Source organism: Vulcaniibacterium tengchongense (assembly GCF_003814555.1).
Taxonomy (GTDB): Bacteria; Pseudomonadota; Gammaproteobacteria; order Xanthomonadales; family Xanthomonadaceae; genus Vulcaniibacterium; species Vulcaniibacterium tengchongense.
Window position 1 is genome coordinate 319,623 of record NZ_RKQN01000001.1, and the last position, 19,409, is coordinate 339,031.

General features: G+C 72.3%; 17 protein-coding genes and 1 tRNA gene. 11 read left to right on the forward strand and 7 right to left on the reverse strand.

What is annotated here, in order from left to right; all coding sequences use genetic code 11:
* Positions 1 to 4: 4 nt before the first annotated feature.
* From EDC50_RS01545 to EDC50_RS01590, 10 genes are all read left to right on the forward strand, one after another.
* The gene (locus EDC50_RS01545; protein WP_123768714.1) at positions 5 to 772 is read left to right on the forward strand and encodes a TIGR04290 family methyltransferase; all 768 of its coding nucleotides are present in this window, start codon (positions 5 to 7) and stop codon (positions 770 to 772) included.
* Between the two features lie 390 nt (positions 773 to 1,162).
* Entirely contained in the window at positions 1,163 to 3,064 is a 1,902-nt protein-coding gene (gene thrS, locus EDC50_RS01550; protein WP_123768715.1) for a threonine--tRNA ligase, read from the forward strand.
* A gap of 65 nt (positions 3,065 to 3,129) precedes the next feature.
* On the forward strand, positions 3,130 to 3,651 hold the full coding sequence (gene infC, locus EDC50_RS01555) for a translation initiation factor IF-3 (RefSeq protein WP_123768716.1): 522 nt from the start codon (positions 3,130 to 3,132) through the stop codon (positions 3,649 to 3,651).
* Between the two features lie 442 nt (positions 3,652 to 4,093).
* A complete protein-coding gene (gene rpmI, locus EDC50_RS01560; protein ID WP_027083463.1) occupies positions 4,094 to 4,291 on the forward strand; it encodes a 50S ribosomal protein L35 in 198 nt (65 codons plus the stop codon).
* A gap of 13 nt (positions 4,292 to 4,304) precedes the next feature.
* On the forward strand, positions 4,305 to 4,658 hold the full coding sequence (gene rplT / locus EDC50_RS01565) for a 50S ribosomal protein L20 (protein ID WP_123768717.1): 354 nt from the start codon (positions 4,305 to 4,307) through the stop codon (positions 4,656 to 4,658).
* Between the two features lie 203 nt (positions 4,659 to 4,861).
* Positions 4,862 to 5,857, forward strand: a complete 996-nt coding sequence (pheS, locus tag EDC50_RS01570; RefSeq protein WP_123768718.1) for a phenylalanine--tRNA ligase subunit alpha — start codon at positions 4,862 to 4,864, stop codon at positions 5,855 to 5,857.
* A gap of 98 nt (positions 5,858 to 5,955) precedes the next feature.
* Positions 5,956 to 8,331: a phenylalanine--tRNA ligase subunit beta gene (gene pheT, locus EDC50_RS01575; RefSeq protein WP_123768719.1), complete on the forward strand. Its 2,376-nt coding sequence runs from the start codon at positions 5,956 to 5,958 to the stop codon at positions 8,329 to 8,331.
* 20 nt (positions 8,332 to 8,351) lie between these two features.
* The gene (locus tag EDC50_RS01580) at positions 8,352 to 8,657 is read left to right on the forward strand and encodes an integration host factor subunit alpha (RefSeq protein WP_123768720.1); all 306 of its coding nucleotides are present in this window, start codon (positions 8,352 to 8,354) and stop codon (positions 8,655 to 8,657) included.
* Positions 8,650 to 9,006, forward strand: coding sequence for a MerR family transcriptional regulator (locus tag EDC50_RS01585; RefSeq protein WP_123768721.1), 357 nt, complete (start codon positions 8,650 to 8,652; stop codon positions 9,004 to 9,006). Before EDC50_RS01580 ends, EDC50_RS01585 begins: the two co-directional genes overlap by 8 nt.
* 78 nt (positions 9,007 to 9,084) lie before the next feature.
* Positions 9,085 to 9,161 (forward strand) — tRNA-Pro (locus tag EDC50_RS01590).
* Between the two features lie 71 nt (positions 9,162 to 9,232).
* On the opposite strand, the gene EDC50_RS01595 is transcribed toward EDC50_RS01590, so the two are convergent.
* Positions 9,233 to 9,988: an aminoglycoside 3'-phosphotransferase gene (locus tag EDC50_RS01595; RefSeq protein WP_199742043.1), complete on the reverse strand. Its 756-nt coding sequence runs from the start codon at positions 9,986 to 9,988 to the stop codon at positions 9,233 to 9,235.
* A gap of 342 nt (positions 9,989 to 10,330) precedes the next feature.
* Between EDC50_RS01595 and EDC50_RS01600 the strand changes: the two genes are divergently transcribed.
* Positions 10,331 to 11,281 carry a TraB/GumN family protein gene (locus EDC50_RS01600; protein ID WP_211326897.1) on the forward strand — a complete coding sequence of 317 codons (951 nt, stop codon included), beginning with the start codon at positions 10,331 to 10,333 and terminating at the stop codon, positions 11,279 to 11,281.
* Positions 11,282 to 11,660: 379 nt separating this feature from the next.
* On the opposite strand, the gene EDC50_RS01605 is transcribed toward EDC50_RS01600, so the two are convergent.
* From EDC50_RS01605 to EDC50_RS01630, 6 genes are all read right to left on the reverse strand, one after another.
* The gene (locus EDC50_RS01605; protein ID WP_123768723.1) at positions 11,661 to 12,587 is read right to left on the reverse strand and encodes a DUF6999 family protein; all 927 of its coding nucleotides are present in this window, start codon (positions 12,585 to 12,587) and stop codon (positions 11,661 to 11,663) included.
* Positions 12,584 to 14,485 carry a 3-oxoacyl-[acyl-carrier-protein] synthase III C-terminal domain-containing protein gene (locus tag EDC50_RS01610; protein WP_123768724.1) on the reverse strand — a complete coding sequence of 634 codons (1,902 nt, stop codon included), beginning with the start codon at positions 14,483 to 14,485 and terminating at the stop codon, positions 12,584 to 12,586. Before EDC50_RS01610 ends, EDC50_RS01605 begins: the two co-directional genes overlap by 4 nt.
* The gene (locus EDC50_RS01615; protein ID WP_123768725.1) at positions 14,485 to 15,396 is read right to left on the reverse strand and encodes a fatty acid desaturase; all 912 of its coding nucleotides are present in this window, start codon (positions 15,394 to 15,396) and stop codon (positions 14,485 to 14,487) included. Before EDC50_RS01615 ends, EDC50_RS01610 begins: the two co-directional genes overlap by 1 nt.
* The gene (locus tag EDC50_RS01620; protein WP_199742042.1) at positions 15,393 to 16,100 is read right to left on the reverse strand and encodes a sterol desaturase family protein; all 708 of its coding nucleotides are present in this window, start codon (positions 16,098 to 16,100) and stop codon (positions 15,393 to 15,395) included. Before EDC50_RS01620 ends, EDC50_RS01615 begins: the two co-directional genes overlap by 4 nt.
* Before the next feature lie 82 nt (positions 16,101 to 16,182).
* Positions 16,183 to 18,126, reverse strand: coding sequence for a 1-deoxy-D-xylulose-5-phosphate synthase (gene dxs / locus EDC50_RS01625; protein WP_123768727.1), 1,944 nt, complete (start codon positions 18,124 to 18,126; stop codon positions 16,183 to 16,185).
* A 220-nt stretch (positions 18,127 to 18,346) separates the two neighbouring features.
* Complete coding sequence (locus EDC50_RS01630; protein ID WP_123768728.1) at positions 18,347 to 19,408, reverse strand: hypothetical protein; 1,062 nt, start codon at positions 19,406 to 19,408, stop codon at positions 18,347 to 18,349.
* Position 19,409: the final 1 nt, after the last annotated feature.

Below are 19,409 nucleotides of genomic sequence, written 5' to 3' on the forward strand. Positions count from 1 at the left end.
ATCGATGCGTGAGGACGCCGGCCTGCGCGAGCAGATCCGCGCGCTGGCGCCCTGGTTCCACAACCTGCACCTGCCGGGCGGCGTGCAGACCGCGCCGGACCACCCGCTCGGCGATTTCCCGAGCTTCAAGTGGGCGCAGATCGCGCCGCACTTGCCCGACGACCTGAGCGGCTGGACCGCGCTGGACATCGGCTGCAACGCCGGCTTCTACAGCTTCGAGCTGGCCCGGCGCGGCGCGGCGGTGACCGCGGTGGACGTCGACCCGCACTACCTGCGCCAGGCGCGCTGGGCCGCGGAGCGGCTGGGGCTGGGCGAGCGCATCGCCTTCCGGCGCATGCAGATCTACGACCTGGTCCGCGAGCCGCAGCGCTACGACCTGGTCTGGTTCATGGGCGTGCTCTACCACCTGCGCCATCCGCTGCTGGCGCTGGACATCGTCCGCCGCAAGACCCGGCGGCTGATGGTGCTGCAGGCGCTGACCGCGCCGGGCGAGGAGAGCGCCGAGACGCCGCCGGACCTGCCGATCGACGCGCGCGAGCGCCTGCGCGACCCGGCCTGGCCGACGATGGCGTTCATCGAACGGCGCCTGGCCGGCGACCCGACCAACTGGTGGGCGCCGACCCACGCCTGCCTGGAGGCGATGCTGCGCAGCGCCGGCTTCGAAATCCGCGCCCGCATCGCCCACGAGACCTACCTCTGCGCGCCCGGGGAGCCGGCGGAAGGCATGGCCGGCGCGATCGAGGCGGAACTGCGGGCCGCCACCGGCACCTGAGCCGACGGCTGCGGCGGCCGGCGGCGTGGCGCGCAGGGCGGGAACGGGCGCGGGGGCACGAGGCAGGCAGCGGGCCGAGGGCCGGCGGCCGTTTTCCGGGGAACGCGGCCCGGCCGGTTGACGCGCCGCCGCCCGCCTCCACTATCATGCGGGTCGCCGCGGCGCTTCCGGACCGCGGCCCCAACGAAGGTGGCCCGCGCCAACGCGCCGGCCGAGCGTGCGACATGGACACTACCCGCGCCCAACGCTGATCCCGTCCGAGGCCTTCGACCGCAGGCGCCTCGACGGCGCCGTTTTTGTATCCGCATTCCCGGCGCGGACGGCCGGTGCGGTGTTCCGCCCCGTTCCGGGCCGCCCCGCCGCCGCGCTCCGCGCCCCAAGCTACCGACCATGATCGCCATTACCCTTCCCGACGGCAGCCGCCGCGAATTCGAACAGCCCGTCTCCGTCGCCGAGGTCGCCGCCTCGATCGGCCCCGGCCTGGCCAAGGCCGCCCTGGCCGGCAAGGTCGACGGCAGGCTGGTCGACACCAGCCACCGCATCGAGCGCGACGCCGCGCTCGAGATCGTCACCGACAAGCACCCCGACGCGCTCGAGGTGCTGCGCCACTCCACCGCCCACCTGCTGGCGCAGGCGGTGCAGCGCCTGTACCCTGGCGCGCAGGTCACCATCGGCCCGGTGATCGACAACGGCTTCTACTACGACTTCGCCTACGAGCGTCCGTTCACGCCGGAGGACCTGCCGGCGATCGAGGCGGAGATGCAGAAGATCGTCAAGGAGGCGTTGCCGGTCAGCCGCAGCGTCAAGTCGCGCGACGAGGCGATCGCCTTCTTCAAGGGCCTGGGCGAGCACTACAAGGCCGAGATCATCGAGTCGATCCCGGCCGGCGAGGAACTGTCGCTGTACAGCCAGGGCGAGTTCACCGACCTGTGCCGCGGCCCGCACGTGCCCAGCACCGACAAGCTGCGCGCGTTCAAGCTGATGAAGGTCGCCGGCGCCTATTGGCGCGGCGACGCCAACAACCAGATGCTCAGCCGCATCTACGGCACGGCCTGGCTGAACGACAAGGACCTCAAGGCCTACCTGCACCAGCTGGAAGAGGCCGAGAAGCGCGACCACCGCAAGATCGCCAAGCAGCAGGACCTGTTCCACCTGCAGGAGGAAGCGCCCGGCCTGGTGTTCTGGCATCCGAAGGGCTGGTCGATCTGGCAGGTGGTCGAGCAGTACATGCGCCGCGTGTACCGCGACTCCGGCTACCAGGAGGTGCGCTGCCCGCAGATCCTGGACGTGTCGCTGTGGCAGAAGTCCGGCCACTGGGACAACTACAAGGACAACATGTTCTTCACCGAGTCGGAGAAGCGCACCTACGCGGTCAAGCCGATGAACTGCCCCGGCCACGTGCAGGTGTTCAACCAGGGCCTGCACAGCTACCGCGACCTGCCGATCCGCTACGGCGAGTTCGGCGCCTGCCACCGCAACGAGCCCTCCGGCGCGCTGCACGGCATCCTGCGGGTGCGCGGCTTCACCCAGGACGACGGCCACATCTTCTGCACCGAGGCGCAGATCGAGGCCGAGGTCGCCGCCTTCCACCGCCAGGCGCTGAAGGTCTACGCCGACTTCGGCTTCTCCGACATCCAGATCAAGATCGCCCTGCGCCCGGACAAGCGCCTGGGCGACGACGCCACCTGGGACAAGGCCGAGGAGGCGCTGCGTTCGGCGCTGCGCCAGGCCGGGGTGGAGTGGGAGGAGCTGCCCGGCGAGGGCGCCTTCTACGGCCCCAAGATCGAGTACCACCTCAAGGACGCGATCGGCCGGACCTGGCAGCTGGGCACGATGCAGGTCGACTTCATGATGCCCGGCCGCCTCGGCGCCGAGTACGTCGACGAGCACAGCCAGCGCCGCCACCCGGTCATGCTGCACCGCGCGATCGTCGGCTCGATGGAGCGCTTCATCGGCATCCTGATCGAGCACTATGCCGGCCAGCTGCCGGCGTGGCTGGCCCCGGTCCAGGCGGTGGCGATGAACATCACCGACGCCCAGGCCGATTATGTGGAGGAGGTCCGGAAAACCCTTGCAAATCAAGGCTTCCGGGTCCAATCCGATTTGCGCAACGAAAAGATCGGCTATAAGATTCGCGAGCACACGCTGCAGCGCGTGCCGTACCTGCTGGTGGTCGGAGACCGCGAGAAGGAGAACGGCACCGTCGCCGTGCGTACGCGGGGGGGAGAGGACCTGGGTTCGATGACCGTGGCCGATTTCGCCTCGCGTTTGCGCACCGAGGGCGTACATTAAGCCCCGCAGCCGCGCATACCCCGGCCGCCCCGGCGGCCGGCGCCTTCCACACCGGAGATCGCAACATCAGTACCCCCGAGAAGCCGAACCGCAAGAACCAGGAAATCCGCGTCCCCCGCGTCCGCGTCATCGGCAGCGATGGCGAGATGGTCGGGGTGCTGTCGCGGGACGAAGCCCTGCGCATGGCCGAGGACGAGGGCCTCGACCTGGTCGAGATCCAGCCGAACGCCGATCCGCCGGTGTGCCGGATCATGGATTACGGCAAGTTCAAGTTCGAGCAGCAGAAGAAGGCTGCCGCGGCCAAGAAGAAGACCAAGCAGGTCGAGATCAAGGAGCTGAAGTTCCGGCCGGTGACCGACGAGGGCGACTACCAGATCAAGCTGCGCAACATGCGCCGCTTCCTGGAGGAAGGCGACAAGGTCAAGGTCAACATCCGCTTCCGCGGCCGCGAGATGAGCCACCAGGAGCTGGGCCGGGCGATGGCCGAGCGGATCGAGGCCGACCTCGGCGAGGACGTGGTGATCGAGTCCCGGCCGCGCCTCGAAGGGCGGCAGATGGTGATGATGATCGCGCCGAAGAAGAAGTAGGCCCCGGCCGGCCGCTCGCGGCCGCCGCCGCCCGCTTCTCCGTGGAGCCGGGCCGGCTGAGGAAAGGCGCCGCCCGGCGCCTTTCGCTTTTTCCGGGCCGCTCGCGCGCCGCGCGTTCGGTCGATCGGCCGCACCGGGGCGGGCGGCGCCGGTGAGCGACGGCAGAGGAAGGCCTGGGCCAGCGCGGGCGGCGCCCGGGTGCTGCTCCGGGTCCGATCCGGCGGGGCGGCCGCCATCCTGCTGATTCGCAAAGAAAACATTTGCAACCCCGGGCGCGGCCCCGCATAATGTGCGGCCCGGTTCGCCGGGAGCGCCGCGCGCGGCGCGCAGGACCCGTCGCCGATCCGCCGGATCGCGCGGCCGACAAGCCGGCAAGGGCAGGACGGAAAGCGTGGCGCAGCCACCGCCCGGGCCAGTGACCCACCTCCGAAAGGACATCGCAATGCCCAAGATCAAGACCAATCGGGCGGCGGCCAAGCGCTTCCGGAAGACCGCTTCCGGCAAGTACAAGTGCGGCCACGCCAACAAGAGCCACATCCTCACCAAGAAGGCGACCAAGCGGAAGCGCAACCTGCGGCAGACGAACCACGTTCGTGCCGAGGACGCCGGCCGCCTGGACCGCATGCTGCCGTATCTCTGAGGAGGGCTGAACCATGGCACGAGTCAAGCGCGGCGTTACCGCCCGTCGCCGTCACAAGAAAATCCTGAAGCAGGCCAAGGGCTACTACCACGCCCGCCGCAAGGTCTTCCGCGTCGCCAAGCAGGCGGTGACCAAGGCCCTGCAGTACGCCTACATCGGCCGCAAGCAGAAGAAGCGCCAGTTCCGTTCGCTGTGGATCACCCGCATCAACGCGGCGGCCCGCATGAACGGCCTGAGCTACAGCCGATTCATGAACGGCCTGCTCAAGGCCGGCATCACCCTCGACCGCAAGGTGCTGGCGGACATCGCCGTGCACGACGCGAAGGGTTTTGCGGCTCTGGCAGAGAAGGCGAAGAGCGCGCTCTGAGTGCGGTTCCTTCCGCGGGAAGCACGCGCATGCCGGCGCGGGCGTCCCGCAGGGACGTCACATGCATGGGGAAGGGCGCGAGTCCTTCCCCATGTTGCGTTTTGGGGTTCGTCTCCCGCGGCGTGGCGGGAGCGCGGCGCGGCGGGTAAGCCGCGGCGACCCGGGCAGGCCCCTGCCGCTCGCGGGGCGACATCGAGGTGGGAATGAGCGACATCGAAGCATTGACGCGGCAGGCGCTCGCGGACATCGCCGCGGCGCGGAGCGCGGAAGCGGTCGAGGCCTTGCGGGTGGCCCTGCTCGGCAAGCACGGCAGCGTCACCGCCCAGCTCAAGCAGCTCGGCGCGTTGCCGCCGGAGCAGCGCAAGGGCGCCGGCGAGGCGATCAACCGCGCGCGCGATGCCTTGAGCGCCGCGCTGGCCGAGCGCAAGGGCGCGCTCGAGGCCGCCGCCCTCGAGGCGCGCTTGGCCGCGGAAACCCTCGACGTGACCCTGCCCGGCATCGACGCCGGCCGCGGCGGCCTGCATCCGGTCAGCCGCACGATGGAGCGCATCGCCGACATCTTCGGCCGGCTCGGCTTCGAGCTGAGCGACGGCCCGGAGATCGAGGACGACTGGCACAACTTCGAGGCGCTCAACTTCCCGCCGCATCACCCGGCGCGGGCGATGCACGACACGTTCTACTTCGGCGACGGCCGCCTGCTGCGCACCCACACCTCCGGGGTGCAGGTGCGCTACATGCTCGGGCACCAGCCGCCGCTGCGGATGATCGCGCTGGGCAAGGTGTACCGCTCGGATTCGGACCAGACCCACACGCCGATGTTCCACCAGTGCGAGGGCCTGCTGGTGGACGAGCGCGCGAGCTTCGCCGACCTCAAGGGCACGCTGGCCGAGTTCGTGCGTGCGTTCTTCGAGCGCGACTTCCAGATGCGCTTCCGCCCGAGCTACTTCCCCTTCACCGAGCCCTCGGCCGAGGTCGACATCGCCTGGCAGCAGCCGGACGGCGGCACGCGCTGGCTGGAAGTGCTCGGCTGCGGCATGGTCCACCCGAACGTGCTGCGCAACGTCGGCATCGACCCGGAGCGCTACACCGGCTACGCCTTCGGCCTGGGCGTGGAACGCTTCGCGATGCTGCGCTACGGCGTCGACGACCTGCGCAGCTTCTTCGACAACGACGTGCGCTTCCTCCGGCAGTTCGCCTGAGGGCAGGGATCCGGACCGCGAATGCGGGATCCGCCGGAGCGGATCCGCGGACGCCGCCCTTCCGGATCCCCCATCCACTCCAATCCCGGGTTTTCAGCATGAAATTCAGCGAAAACTGGCTGCGCCAGCACGTACCGACCGCCGCGAGCCGCGAGGAGCTCGCCGCCACGCTGACCGCGATCGGCCTGGAGGTGGAGGAGGTGACGCCGCTCGGAGACGCGCTCGACGGCGTGGTCGTCGCGCGGATCGTGAGCGCGCGCAAGCACCCGGAAGCGGACCGCCTGCAGGTGTGCGAGGTCGACACCGGCGCCGGCATCGTGCAGATCGTCTGCGGCGCGCCGAACGCGCGCGCCGGGCTGAAGGCGCCGCTGGCGCAGGTCGGCGCGGTGCTGCCCGGCGGGGTCGCGATCAAGGCGGCCAGGCTGCGCGGCGTGGAGTCGTTCGGCATGCTGTGCTCGGCCAAGGAGCTGGGCGTCGACCCGGACGCCTCGGGCCTGCTCGAGCTGCCGGCCGACGCGCCGGTGGGCGCGCCGTTGCGCGAATACCTCGGCCTGCCCGACGCGACCTTCGAACTCAAGCTGACGCCGAACCGCGCCGACTGCTTCGGCGTGCGCGGCATCGCCTACGACGTGGCCGCGGCCACCGGCTGCGCCGTGGCGCCGTTCGAGGCCGCGCCGGTCGCCGCGCGCAGCGAGGCGACGCTGCCGGTCGAGCTGCACGCCGGCGCCGACGCGCCGCGCTACTGCGGCCGGGTGATCGAAGGCGTGGACGCCGCCGCGCCGACGCCGGTGTGGATGGCCGAGCGCCTGCGCCGCAGCGGCATCCGCCCGATCTCGCTGCTGGTCGACGTGACCCAGTACGTGATGCTCGAGCTCGGCCAGCCGATGCATGCGTTCGACCGCGACACCCTGCGCGGCCCGGTCGGCGTGCGCCGCGCGCGCGCCGGCGAGGGCGTGCGGCTGCTCGACGGCCGCGACGCCGCGCTCGATCCCGAATTCCTGGTGATCACCGACGCCGACCGCGTCGTCGCCCTCGCCGGGCTGATGGGCGGCCACGACACCCGCGTCACCGAAGCCACCCGGAACGTGTTCCTCGAGGCCGCGCACTTCGCCCCGAGCGCGATCATCGGCCGCGGCCGCAGGCTCGGCCTGCACACCGATGCCGCGCACCGCTTCGAGCGCGGCGTCGATCCGGAGTTGCCGCGCATCGCGATCGAGTACGCGACCCGGCTGATCCTCGACGCCGCCGGCGGCACCCCCGGTCCGGTGGCCGAGGCCGCGCTGTCCGAGCACCTGCCGACGCCGCGGCCGATCCTGCTGCGCCGCGCGCGCCTGGCGCGGGTGCTCGGCATGCAGGTCGCCGACGCCGAGGTCGAGCGCATCCTGCGCGCGCTCGGGCTGGCCGTGGAGCCGGCCGCCGACGGCTGGCGCGCGACGCCGCCGACCCGCCGCTTCGACCTGGCGATCGAGGAGGACCTGATCGAGGAGATCGCCCGCATCCACGACTACGACGCGGTGCCGGCGACGCTGCCGGAAGGCGCCGCGCCGCTGGTCGCGCCGAGCGAGGCGCGCGTGGACGAGGCCAGCGTGCGCCGGCACCTGGCCAGCCGCGACTACCTGGAGGCGGTCAACTACGCCTTCGTCGATGCCGCGCTGCTGGGCCGCTGGGGTCTCGACGCGGGGGCGGTGCCGCTGGCCAACCCGCTCAGCGCCGAGCTGAGCACGATGCGCACCGCGCTGCTGCCCGGCCTGGTGGCCGCGCTCGGCCGCAACGCCGCGCGCCAGCAGGCACGGGTGCGGCTGTTCGAGCTCGGCAACGTGTTCGCCGCCGCGGGCGAGGGCGCCGCCCCGGCCGAGGCCGCGCGCATCGCCGCGGTCGCCTGCGGTCCGGCCCGGGCGGAGCAGTGGGGCGTGCCGGCGCGTCCAGTCGGCTTCCACGATCTCAAGGGCGACCTGGACAGCTTGGCCGCCGTGGCCGGCGCGCGCCTGGAATACCGGCCGGCGCAGGTCGGCTGGGCGCACCCGGGGCGCTGCGCGGAGGTGTTCCGCGACGGCGTGCGCCTGGGCTGGCTCGCGCAGCTGCACCCGCGCCTGCAGCAGGCGCTGGACCTCGACGTCGAGGTGGTGGGTTTCGAGCTCGATCTCGCCCCGTTGCTGGCGCGTCCGCTGCCGAAGGCGGCCGGTTTGTCGAAGTTCCCTTCGGTGCGCCGCGACCTGGCGGTGGTGGTGGCCGAGCCGGTGCCGTGGGCGGCGGTCGCCGCCAGCGTGCGCGCCGCCGCCGGGCCGGTCCTGCGCGACTTGGTGCTGTTCGACCGCTACCAGGGCAAGGGCGTCGAAAGCGGATTCAAGAGTCTGGCTATGGGCTTGATTCTGCAGGACGAATCCCGCACCCTGACCGACCGGGATGTCGACGGGACGGTCGCGGCGGTCACCGCCGCCCTGCAGCGCGACCACGGCGCTGCGATCCGCAGCTGAGGTTGTAAGGGGTACGCAAGATGGCACTGACCAAGGCCGAGATGGCCGAGCGGCTGTTCGACGAGGTCGGACTGAACAAGCGCGAGGCCAAGGAGTTCGTCGACGCGTTCTTCGACGCGCTGCGCGAGGCGCTCGAGCAGGGCCGCCAGGTCAAGCTGTCCGGCTTCGGCAACTTCGACCTGCGCCGCAAGAACCAGCGCCCCGGCCGCAACCCGAAGACCGGCGAGGAGATCCCGATCTCCGCGCGTACCGTGGTCACCTTCCGTCCGGGGCAGAAGCTGAAGGAACGCGTCGAGGCCTACACCGGCAGGAGCGAACATGCTTGATCCCGGCAGCAACCGCGAATTGCCGCCGATCCCGGCGAAGCGCTACTTCACCATCGGCGAGGTCAGCGAGCTGTGCGACGTCAAGCCGCACGTGCTGCGCTACTGGGAAACCGAGTTCCCGATGCTCAACCCGGTCAAGCGCCGCGGCAACCGCCGCTACTACCAGCGGCACGAGGTGCTGATGGTGCGGCAGATCCGCGGCCTGCTGTACGAACAGGGCTACACCATCGGCGGCGCGCGCCAGCGTCTGGAGGGCGAGGCGCAGAAGGAGGAGTCGGCGCTGAGCTCGCAGATCGTCCGCCAGGTGCGGATGGAACTGGAGGAAGTGCTGCAGCTGCTGCGGCGCTGAGCGCGGTCACCGCGCCACGGCCGGCGCGAGTGGGCTATACTGGCCGTCCGCCGTAGCGGCGGATGCGCACCATACACTCGGGGTATAGCGCAGCCTGGTAGCGCACCAGTCTGGGGGACTGGTGGTCGTCGGTTCGAATCCGGCTACCCCGACCAATCTCGCGAACGGCCGATCGTTTCCGATCGGCCGTTTTTCGTTTTTCGTTTATCGTTCGGCGCTGCGCGGATCAGTCCGTCGCGTCCCACAGCGCGCGATAGAAGCTGATGCGCTCCTCGTCGCGTTCGACCCCGTAGGCGGCGAAGAGCGCATCCTGCCAGCGGCGGTCGTCCTCGCCATCCGGCGGATAGTTCCAGTCCAGGCTCATGCTGGCGACGGCGAGGTCGGCCCAGCGGTCGGCGACGCCGAGCGAGCCCAGATCGACATGGCCCACCGGCTCGCCGTCCCCGCCCACGATCGTGTTGGGCGCGCAGGCGTCGCCGTGGCAGACCACGAGCCGGTCGGGCGGGGGCGCCGGCACGTCGACCGGCAACGGGCGGCCGCGGCAGCGCGCCTCGATCGACCAGTCGAACGGGCAGGCCTCGACCGGAAGCGCGTCGTGCAGCCGGCGCAGGCCGAGGCCGATCGCGCGCGCGGCGTCGAGCGGTCGCGCCAGCCAGCGCGGCGCGACCGCCGGTTCGCCCGGCAGCGCCGCCGTCACCAGCCATTGCCCGGCTTCGTCGGCGCCCCAGTCCAGCACCTGCGGGACCGCGTGCCAGCGCCGCGCCCATTGCAGGCGCGCGCGCTCGCGGTCGAGATCGAGGCCGGTGCCGTGCGGGTTCCACTTCGCGTAGCGCGCGCCGAGACGGAAGGTGATGCCGCCGCGCTCGTTGACCCAGACCGCCGTCGGCGTTTCGTCGCCGGCCAGGCGCCGCACCGCGGCCGGGACCGGCACCGGCCCGCGCGGGATTTCGGCCGGGCCCATCGGCTCTGCCGCTTTGTCCATGTCGTTGTCCATGCGCGCTCCTGGCGTGAAAGCGCGCGATTGTAGGCGCGCGCCGGAGCGCCATCCTGCGCCTTGCGCGCGTCGGCTGGGCGCATCCCTCTGTGCGTGCCGGGTCGTCTGCGGCCGGAGGGGCCGGTGGGGAGGGATCGGCAGGAGGCCTTCCCCGCTGCCGGCTGAACGCACGTCGCGGCGGTGCCGTGAGGCACTCCCCGGACGCTTGCCGATGCGGCGCAATGACGGCTTCGTCCGACAGGGAGTCTTGCCATGCGCAAGTGCGTCGTCGTTCTTTCGCTGTGTCTTCTGCTGGTCCCGGCCGCCGCCGCCTCGGCCACCGACGCGCCCATGCCGGGACCCGGCGCCGCGGACGCCGCGCCCGAGCCGCCGGTGCGCGACCTCGACGCGGTGGTGGTGAGCGGCGTGCAGCCCGGGCCCGGACTGTGGAAGGTGTCCGACGGCGAACGCGTGCTGTGGGTGCTCGGCACGGTCTCGCCGCTGCCTAAGGGCATCGAATGGGAAGCGCGCGACGTCGAGGCCGTGCTCGCCCAGGCCGACGAACTGATCTGGCCGCCGGCGCTGGCGTTCAACGCCGAAGTCGGCTTCTTCGGCGGCCTGCGGCTGCTCCCCAAGGTGCTGAAGGCGCGCAGGAACCCGGACGGCGCGACCCTGCGCGAGGTGTTGCCGCCGGACCTGTACGCGCGCTGGCAGCCGCTCAAGCGCAAGTATCTCGGCCGCGGCGACGGCGTCGAGGAGTGGCGGCCGCTGTTCGCGGCGATGGAGCTGTACCAGGAGGCGATCGAGGATGCCGGCCTGCGCCACGGCGTGGTCACGCCGGTGCTGGAACGCGCGGCCAAGCGGTACGACGTGACGCAGTCGCGGCCGCAGCTCAAGCTGGTCATCGCCGACCCGAAGGCGGCGCTGGACGAGTTCCGCGGCACCCGGCTCGACGACCTGGAGTGCTTCGACCGCACGCTGCGGCGGCTGGAAGGCGATCTCGACCTGATGCGGCAACGCGCCAACGCGTGGGCGGTCGGCGACGTCGGGACCCTGCGCGGCCTGCCGGACTACGATCCGCGCGAGACCTGCCTGCTCGCGACCCTGGAAACGCAGGTGGTGAAGAAGCGCGCGCCCGGCGACCTGAAAGCGCAGCTGCGCGCGCAGTGGCTGCAGGCGGCGGAGCGGGCGCTGGCGCACAACGCCGTCAGCTTCGCGGTGCTGCCGATGGGCGAGGTGTTGCGGCCGGACGGCTATCTCGCCGCGCTGCGGGCCAAGGGGTATGCGGTCGAGGAACCCTGAACGGCGCTCTCTTCCGGGGCCCTGCCGGCAGGCGGTCCACCGCCTCGTCGGAGGAGCCGGGACGAGGAAGCGGCGCCCGGCGGGGCACGCGGTCGCGAAAACGCGGATCCGGGCCGGCAGGATCCGGATCGACGCCCGCGCGCCGCTCGCGGGCAGAGGCCAACGCCTACGGTCCTTCGGCAGTGGGCGCCGCCGCCGCTCGAACGGGCGCTTCATCCGGGCGAAAAGCCGACCACGGCCGGCCCGGCAGGCTCATGCCGATACGCGCGTTTGCCCGTGCCGGCGCGCTCGTGGATGCGCTCCCCGACGGCATGCGCGAGCGTCGCCGTGCTGCCGAATGCGCGGTGGGACGGCTGCCGGCCGAGCTGCGGGCGCGCGGCTACGAGGCCGAGCCGGCGCAGGCCGCGGCCGAGGTCGCGGGCACCGCGGCCTGCGCGGCGTCCTGGCGCTGGCGCAGTTGGATCAGCACCGCGTGCAGCATCTCGGTCGACAGCCCGTGCAGGGTCAGGCGGAAGCCCGCGCGCAGGGTCGACATCGGCACCAGCGGGTGGCGGTTGTTGACCAGCACCAGGTGCGAATGCGCATCGAGCAGGGTCGCCGCGTACAGGCCGATGGTCTCGTCCAGCTGCAGCGAGTTGGTCGCGCGCCAGAAATCGCTGTCGGTGAGCAGCAGCTGGTAGATCGGCGTGAACAGTTCGATCGAGCTCTGCAGGTCGAGGAAGTTGCGGCGCCGCCGCGGCATGTCCTCCAGCCGCAGCGGCGGCTGCTCGATCATCGACAGGTCCGGTCGCTCGACCCGCTGCAGCTGCCGCCCGGATTCGCGCAGCGCCTGGTTGAGGCGGATCACGAAGTTGTACAGGTTGAGGTCGTGGACGAGGAACATCTCCTCGCGCACGTCGGCGATGCGCCGCGGCCGCAGCGGATGGGTCGGCACCTCGACCGGGGCGTTGGCGGCGATGAACTGCAGCACCTGCGAGCCGAGGTGGAAGTGGCGCAGGATCAGCCAGTTCGCCTCCGGGCGGATGAAGTTCTCCATACCCCAGGCCAGCAGCCGGTGCAGCGCGCGGGAGAACGCGACCTTGCGCGGGGTGAAGGTCTTCAGCACCTGGATCAGCACGATCAGGGTGCGCGCCAGCGGGCGCACGAACGGCAGCACGTACTGGCGCGAGCGCGAGCTGGAATCGGCCAGCCAGGCGCGCTTCACCGCTTCGTCCAGCGGCGTGCTGCGGTCCAGGTACAGCGCCAGCCAGGGGCTGGGGTCGCGCGGATCGTAGGGCTGGTCGAGGAAGTCGGGTTCGGGCTTCATCCGGGGCTCCGTTCGGGCAGCACGTGCTGGAACTGCATCAGATAGAGCTGGGCGACCTGGCGCGCGGTGTCGACGATGGCCTGCGCGCCGCGGCCGTCGGCGTCGTGGGCGAGCACGATCTCGACCGCGCGCAGCCAGCGCAGCAGGTGGTGTTCGTCGTTGGCGCCGTGGTAGTCGAGGAAGCGGAACGCGTCGGCGGGCAGGTCGAGGCGCGCCTTCATCAGCGGCAGCAGCGCCGGGATGATGCGCTGGCCGGTGCCTTCGATCACGTAGATCGCGCCGAGCAGGCCGATCGGGTTCGGCGTCGCCGCCAGCGCGTGAAGGTAGGCGTTCAGCGCCTCGCCGCCCGGGTTGCGGCGCAGCGCGTCGATGTCGGCGACCGTGCCGCCGGCCTTGCGGTAGTCGTCGAACAGGATCGCGTAGTCGTCCTGCTCGTCGCCGGCGTGGGTCTCGATCAGCCCGGCCAGGTCCCGATACGGCGCCCGCACCGAGGCGGCGCCCTCGCGCATCCACTTGCTGCCCTCGCGTACCTGCGGGATCCAGTGCTCCATCCAGCGCAGGTAGTCGGCGACGGCGAAGTCGCCGCCGCGCAGCTTGCGGATCAGCGGCGTGCGCCAGACCCGCGAGCGGTAGTCGTGCCAGATCGTGGCCAGCTCGCCGAGCAGGTGGCGCAGCGCGGCCGGCGCGTCGGCGGGATCGTGCGGCGGCGCGACCGCGTCGTCGTCCTCCTGCGGCGATGCGGCGACCGCCGGCGCGCGCGCGCCGGCGGCGGGGGCGTCGCCGGCCTCGACCTCGATCAGCGCGAAGGCGACGGTGAAGCGCCCCGACTCGGGGATGAAGCAGAGGATGCGTTCGCCCGCGCGCAGCTCGCGCGTGCGCAGGAACTCGTCGAGCATGATGAAGATCGACGCGGCGCCGGTGTTGCCGCGGCTGACCAGGTTGCTGTACCAGCGCTCGCGCGGGATCGCCAGGCCGGCCTTGCGCATCAGCTCGTCGATCGTCGGCGCGAAGCGCTCGGACGAGTAGTGGCAAAGGAAATGGTCGATCCGCGCCGGGTCGATCCAGCCGGCATGGGCGAGGCGCGCGTACTCGTGCACGCCGACGTCGAACAGGTGCGGCAGCAGGCGGATGTCCTGGCGCAGGAACAGCGCGCCGTCGGCCTCGGCGGCGTGCCAGGCGTCGTAGTCGAGGTGCGAGCGGCTGCGGTCGGGGCTCAGGCCCAGCTGCATGCAGACCGGATAGTCGCCGGCGAACGAGCGCTGGTGGACGAAGCGCAGGCGCAGCCGCAGCGGCGTCGCCGGCGCGTCGCCGGTCAGCATCAGCGCGCCGGCGCCGTCGGACAGCATCCAGCGCAGGAAATGCGCGTCGAAATCGGCGTCGTAGCCGCGCGCGGCGTAGCGCGAGCGCTTGAACAGCCGCGACGGCATCTCCGCGGCGGCGACCACGGCGCGCGCGTGCGCGCCCAGTTCGACCGCGGCGGCCGCGGCCTCCCAGGCGGCGACGCCGGAGGCGCAGATGCCGTGGCTGGACAGCACCTGCATCGGCGGCGCCGCCAGTTCGCCCTGGACCATGCTGGCGAAGCCGGGCATCAGCGCGTCGCCGCCGGAGGTGCCGCAGGCGAGCAGGCCGACCGCGTCGAGCGCGGTGCCGGTCGCGGCCAGGCAGTCGCGGATCGCCGCCGCGGCCATGCCGGCGCAGCTGTGCACGGTGCGGCCGTCGCGGTCGATCGCGTAGTGGCGGGTCAGGATGCCGTTCTCGGCCAGGATCTTGCGCTTGATCCGGCCGGAGAGGCGGTTCAACGGCGCGACGTAGGCGTCCATGGCCTCGCAGTCGACCGGGTCGCCGGGCAGGAAACGGCCGCTGCCGTGGATCCAGGTGCGCTCGAAACGGGTAGGCATCAGTTCTCCTTGAAGGCGGGGGCGGCGCCGCGTGCGCGCAGCGAGCGCGAGCGATGGCGCGGCAGGATCGGGCCGAGCACCAGCGTGCGCAGCACGTAGCCGGCGAGGCCAGGCTCGAGCAGGCGCGGGTCGATCGCGGCGCGGTAGCGCCGGTGCAGTTCCGGCAGCCGCGACCAGTGCGCGCGGCCGTGTTCGTGGTGGGCGGTGTGCAGGCCGATGTTGAACAGCAGCGGGTTGACCCAGCCGCCGAAGTTGCGCGCGTAGCCGTAGCGCGCGCCGTCGTCGGCGTGCGCGTGCTGCAGGTAGTTGGCGCCGAGCAGCCAGTGCAGGCCGAACAGCTGCGGCAGGATCACCAGCGCCAGCGCCTTGAACGGGTCGATCGCCAGCGCCGCCAGCCACGAAACCAGCCACAGCGCGTACTGCAGCAGGCACCAGCGGAACGCGCCCGGCGCGCGGCGGCGCAGCGCGGCCAGCCAGCGCAGGATCGCCGGGTACAGCACCGCCGCGGCCTGCAGCGGATGCAGCGCCCAGCCGAGCAGGTGGTTGTGGTCGCCGAAGCGCCAGGTGCGGGCGAGGTCGCCGGGGCCGTGGCGGTGACGGTGGTGGTTGCGGTTGTGCGCCGGGTGGAACACGCAGGTCGGATGGCCCTGCAGCGCGGTGATCCACAGGTCGGTGGCGCGGTTGAGCGCGCGCTTGCGCCACAGCGGCAGATGGGCGTGGTTGTGGTGGATCACGCTGACGCCGACGGCGAGGAACAGCATCGCCAGGTAGGCCGGCAGCGCGATGCCGTGGCGCCACTGCCACAGCATCAGTGCCGGCTGCAGCAGCAGGTAGGCCAGGCTCTGCAGGTCGCGGCGATGGCGCAGCGGCCCCAGGGCGGGATCGGCCGCGGCGGCGGTCGGTTCGCTCATGGGGCGCGCGTTCCGCCGGCGTCGTCCGCCGCCTCGGCTGCCGCGGTGCCGAGGCGGCGGTCGAGCCCGGGCAGCAGGAAGCCGTAATTGCCGTGATAGCGCGCATGGTGCAGCTGGTGGCGATCGGCGGCCGCGGGCCAGCCGCGCCGCGGCGGCGCGGCCAGGGTGTAGTTGCTGTGGCCGAGCGCGTTGAGCGCGATGCTCAGCACCGGCAGGCTGGCCAGGGCGGCGAAGCTGAAGTCGTGCAGCAGCATCGGCAGCAGCGGCACGCTGCCGAGCATCAGCGCCTCGACCGGATGGAAGGCGTAGGTGGAGAACGGCGTCGGCGTGCGCGAGCGGTGGTGCAGGGCGTGGAAGCGGCGCAGCGGGCGCGTGTGCAGCAGGCGGTGGTGGAGATAGAAGTGCAGCTCGTTCCACAGGAACAGCGCGACGATCTCGGCCAGCACCCGCGGCGGCGACGGCTCCGCGGCGAATCGCGCCCAGCCCAGCCGCAGCAGCGCCCACGGCACCACCAGGCCGAGGCCGAACACCAGGACCGAGCCGCAGGAGGCGAGCAGTTCGCGGCGCAGCTGGCCCGGCGGCAGCGGGCGCGGGTCGAGCGGATGGCCGATGCCGAGCGCCGGCAGCACACGCCGGGTCAGCAGCCAGACCGCGCCGCCGAAGCCGAAGTAGAGCGCGGCGAAGAAGGCGACGCCTATCGCCATGACCGGTACCGCGCCGAGTGCGGCAAATCCCTCGCCCATTCCTGTTCCCTTGTCGTCCTGTGCCGGCGTCCGGTCCTGGAGCCTAGCGTGCCGCGCTCAGTGGCGTCGGCTGCCCGGATCGCGTGAGCGCGTCGTCGGCCAGTGCGGGCCAGCGGCGCAACACCGCCGCGCGGATGCCGGCCACGTCGAGCCCGGCCTCGGCCAGCAGTTCCTCGCGGCTGGCGTGCTGCTGGAACGCGTCCGGCAGCCCCAGGTGCAGGATCGGCAAGGTCACGCCCTCGGCGGCCAGCAGTTCGGCCACACCCGAGCCGGCGCCGCCGGCGACGACGTTGTCCTCGAGGGTGACGAAGCCCTCGTGGCGGCGGGCCAGTTCCAGGATCAGCGCGCGGTCCAGCGGCTTGACGAAGCGCATGTTGACCACGGTCAGGCCGAGTTCCTCGCCGACCCGCTCCGCCGCCGGCACGATCGCGCCGAACGCGAGCAGGGCGAGGCACGCGCCTTCGCGGCGCAGCTGCGCCTTGCCGATCGGCAGCGTCTCGAGCGTCGGCTGCACCGGCACGCCGGGCCCGCCGCCGCGCGGGTAGCGCACCGCCGCGGGGCCGGGATAGCGGTGGCCGGTGCTGAGCATCCTGCGGCACTCGTCCTCGTCGGCCGGCGCCATCACCACCATGTTCGGGACGCAGCGCAGGTAGCTCAGGTCGAGGTTGCCGGCGTGGGTCGCGCCGTCGGGGCCGACCACGCCGCCGCGGTCGATGGCGAACAGCACGTCCAGGTTCTGGATCGCCACGTCGTGCACCAGCTGGTCGTAGCCGCGCTGCAGGAACGTCGAGTAGATCGCGCACACCGGCTTGGCGCCCTCGCAGGCCATGCCGGCGGCGAGGGTCACCGCGTGCTGCTCGGCGATGGCGACGTCGAAGTAGCGCTCCGGGTATTCCCTGCTGAAGCGCACCAGGCCGGAGCCCTCGCGCATCGCCGGGGTGATGCCCATCAGCTTCGGGTCGGCCGCGGCCATGTCGCACAGCCAGTCGCCGAACACGTCGGTGTAGGTCAGCTTCTTCGCGCCGGGCTTGCCGACCACGCCCTGGGCCGGGTCGAACGGCCCGACCGCGTGGTAGCCGATCTGGTCGCCCTCGGCGAGCTCGTAGCCCTTGCCCTTGGTGGTGATGATGTGCAGCAGCTGCGGCCCCTTCAGGCCCTTGAGCGTCTTCAGCGTGCCGACCAGCGCGTCGATGTCGTGGCCGTCGATCGGGCCGGTGTAGTGGAAGCCGAGTTCCTCGAAGAAGGTGGACGGCACGAACATGCCCTTCCAGTGCTCCTCCCAGCGGCGCACGAACTTGGCCGGGCCGCGGTGCTTGTCGCCGAGCAGCTTCTTGCCGCCCTCGCGCAGCGCGTTGAGCGTGCGGCTGCCGGTGAGCCGGCCGAGCATGCGGGTGACGCCGCCGACGTTCTCCGAGATCGACATCTGGTTGTCGTTGAGGATCACCAGCAGGTTCGGCTCGAGGCCGCCCGGTTCCTCGCCCATGCCGCCGGCGTGCGCCAGCGCCTCGAAGGCCATGCCCGCGGTCATCGCGCCGTCGCCGATCACCGCGACCACCTTGCGCTCGTCGCCGGCGCGCTGCAGCGCGATCGCCATGCCGAGCGCGGCCGAGATCGAGGTGGAGGAATGGCCGACCCCGAAGGTGTCGTACTCGGATTCCTCGCGCTTCGGGAACGGCGCCACGCCGCCCTTCTGCTTGACGGTGTGGATGGCGTCGCGGCGGCCGGTGAGGATCTTGTGCGGGTAGGTCTGGTGGCCCACGTCCCAGACCAGGCGATCGACCGGGGTATCGAACAGCCAGTGCAGGGCCACGGTCAGTTCGATCACGCCCAGGCCGGCGCCGAAATGGCCGCCGACCTTGGCCACCTGTTCGATCAGGTAGGCGCGCAGCTCGTCGGCGATCGGGCGCAGCTCCTCCTGCGGGAACCGGCGCAGATCGGCGGGGAACTGGATGCGCGACAGGCGCGGATAGCGTTGGGGGTCGATCATCGCGACGGCATCGGGGGCAAGTCGGACATTGTCCCGCCGCCGTCCGGGAGGGGCAAGGCGCGGCCGCGGCGCCGGCCGCTGCGGAGCGCGCCACGGGGGCGGTGCGGCGATGCGTCAAATCGCGTGCGCGCCGCGGCGATGCGGTTGCGCGCGGCGCGCAAACGGTGTCAGGCGTGGCGCGGCCTCGGCGGGCGGGCCGCCAAGGCCGCGGCAGGTGCCGTCAGCGGCCGCGCAGGCGGCCGAACAGGCCGGGCTTCGGCGGCTCCGCCGGCTCCGGCTCGCGCTCGGCCTCGGCGTGGCCGCTGGCCAGATGGGCGTTGACGAAGTCCGCGACCTCGGCCAGCGCGACGCCAGCGGCCTCGGCGATCTCCGGCAGGGTGGCCGGCCCCTTCATCATCGCCGTGGCGATGCGGAAATGCTTGGGGAATTCGCGCTCGGTCTGCGGCCACTTGACCATGCGGTAGCGCGCCTGCGGGTCGTGTTCCGGCGCCAGCTGGCCGCGGCCGGCGAGCAGGTGGCCGAACCAGACCAGCCGGGTCAGCGGCATGGCGGTGCCGAGGGCGGCGGTGGCGGCGCTCCAGGCGGCGGCGTCGAGCGGCTCGAAGTCGGCGCGCTCGAACTCGGCCTCGAACCGGCCGGCGAGCGGCTTCAGTGCCGCCGGGCCGTAGTACTCGCGCAGGTCGGCGTCGATCAGCAGGGTCTCGCCGCCGCCGCCGAGGCGCAGCCGGCCCTGCAGGCGGCCCGGCGCCAGCCAGTCGAGCAGGCGGCGGCCTTCGCGCACCGGAACGTCCGCGGTCCGCGGCGGCCCGGCCGTGGCCGGGCCTTCGGGCTCGGCCGGGGCGGGGCCCGGCGCCGCTTCCAGCGGGATGTCCACGGCGCTGTCCAGCACCGGCGCCGGCTCGCGTGGCGCGGGTTCTTGTCGGGCGGCTGCCGGCATCGGCGTGGGCGCGGGCGCCGGTGCCGCGGGCGCGACCCCGGCCTGGGCCGCGATCCCGCCCAGCAGCGCCGCCAGGCTGGCGGCGTCGAACGGCTGGGCCAGGCGGTGGTCGGCCTGGCTGCGCTGGGCCGCGGTCAACGCGATCACCTGCTTGCCGGCGGCGTGCAGGCGCAGCCAGCTCATCGGCCCGTACATGCTGTCCATGTCGACGACGACGTAGTCGGCCTCGCTGTCCGGCGCCAGCCGCCAGATCCCGCCGAGGCGGGCGTTGGCGCTGTCGAAGGCCGCGCGCAGCGCGGTTTCGGTGGCCGGATCCATGCCGGTGAGGCCGAGGGTCAAGGGCATC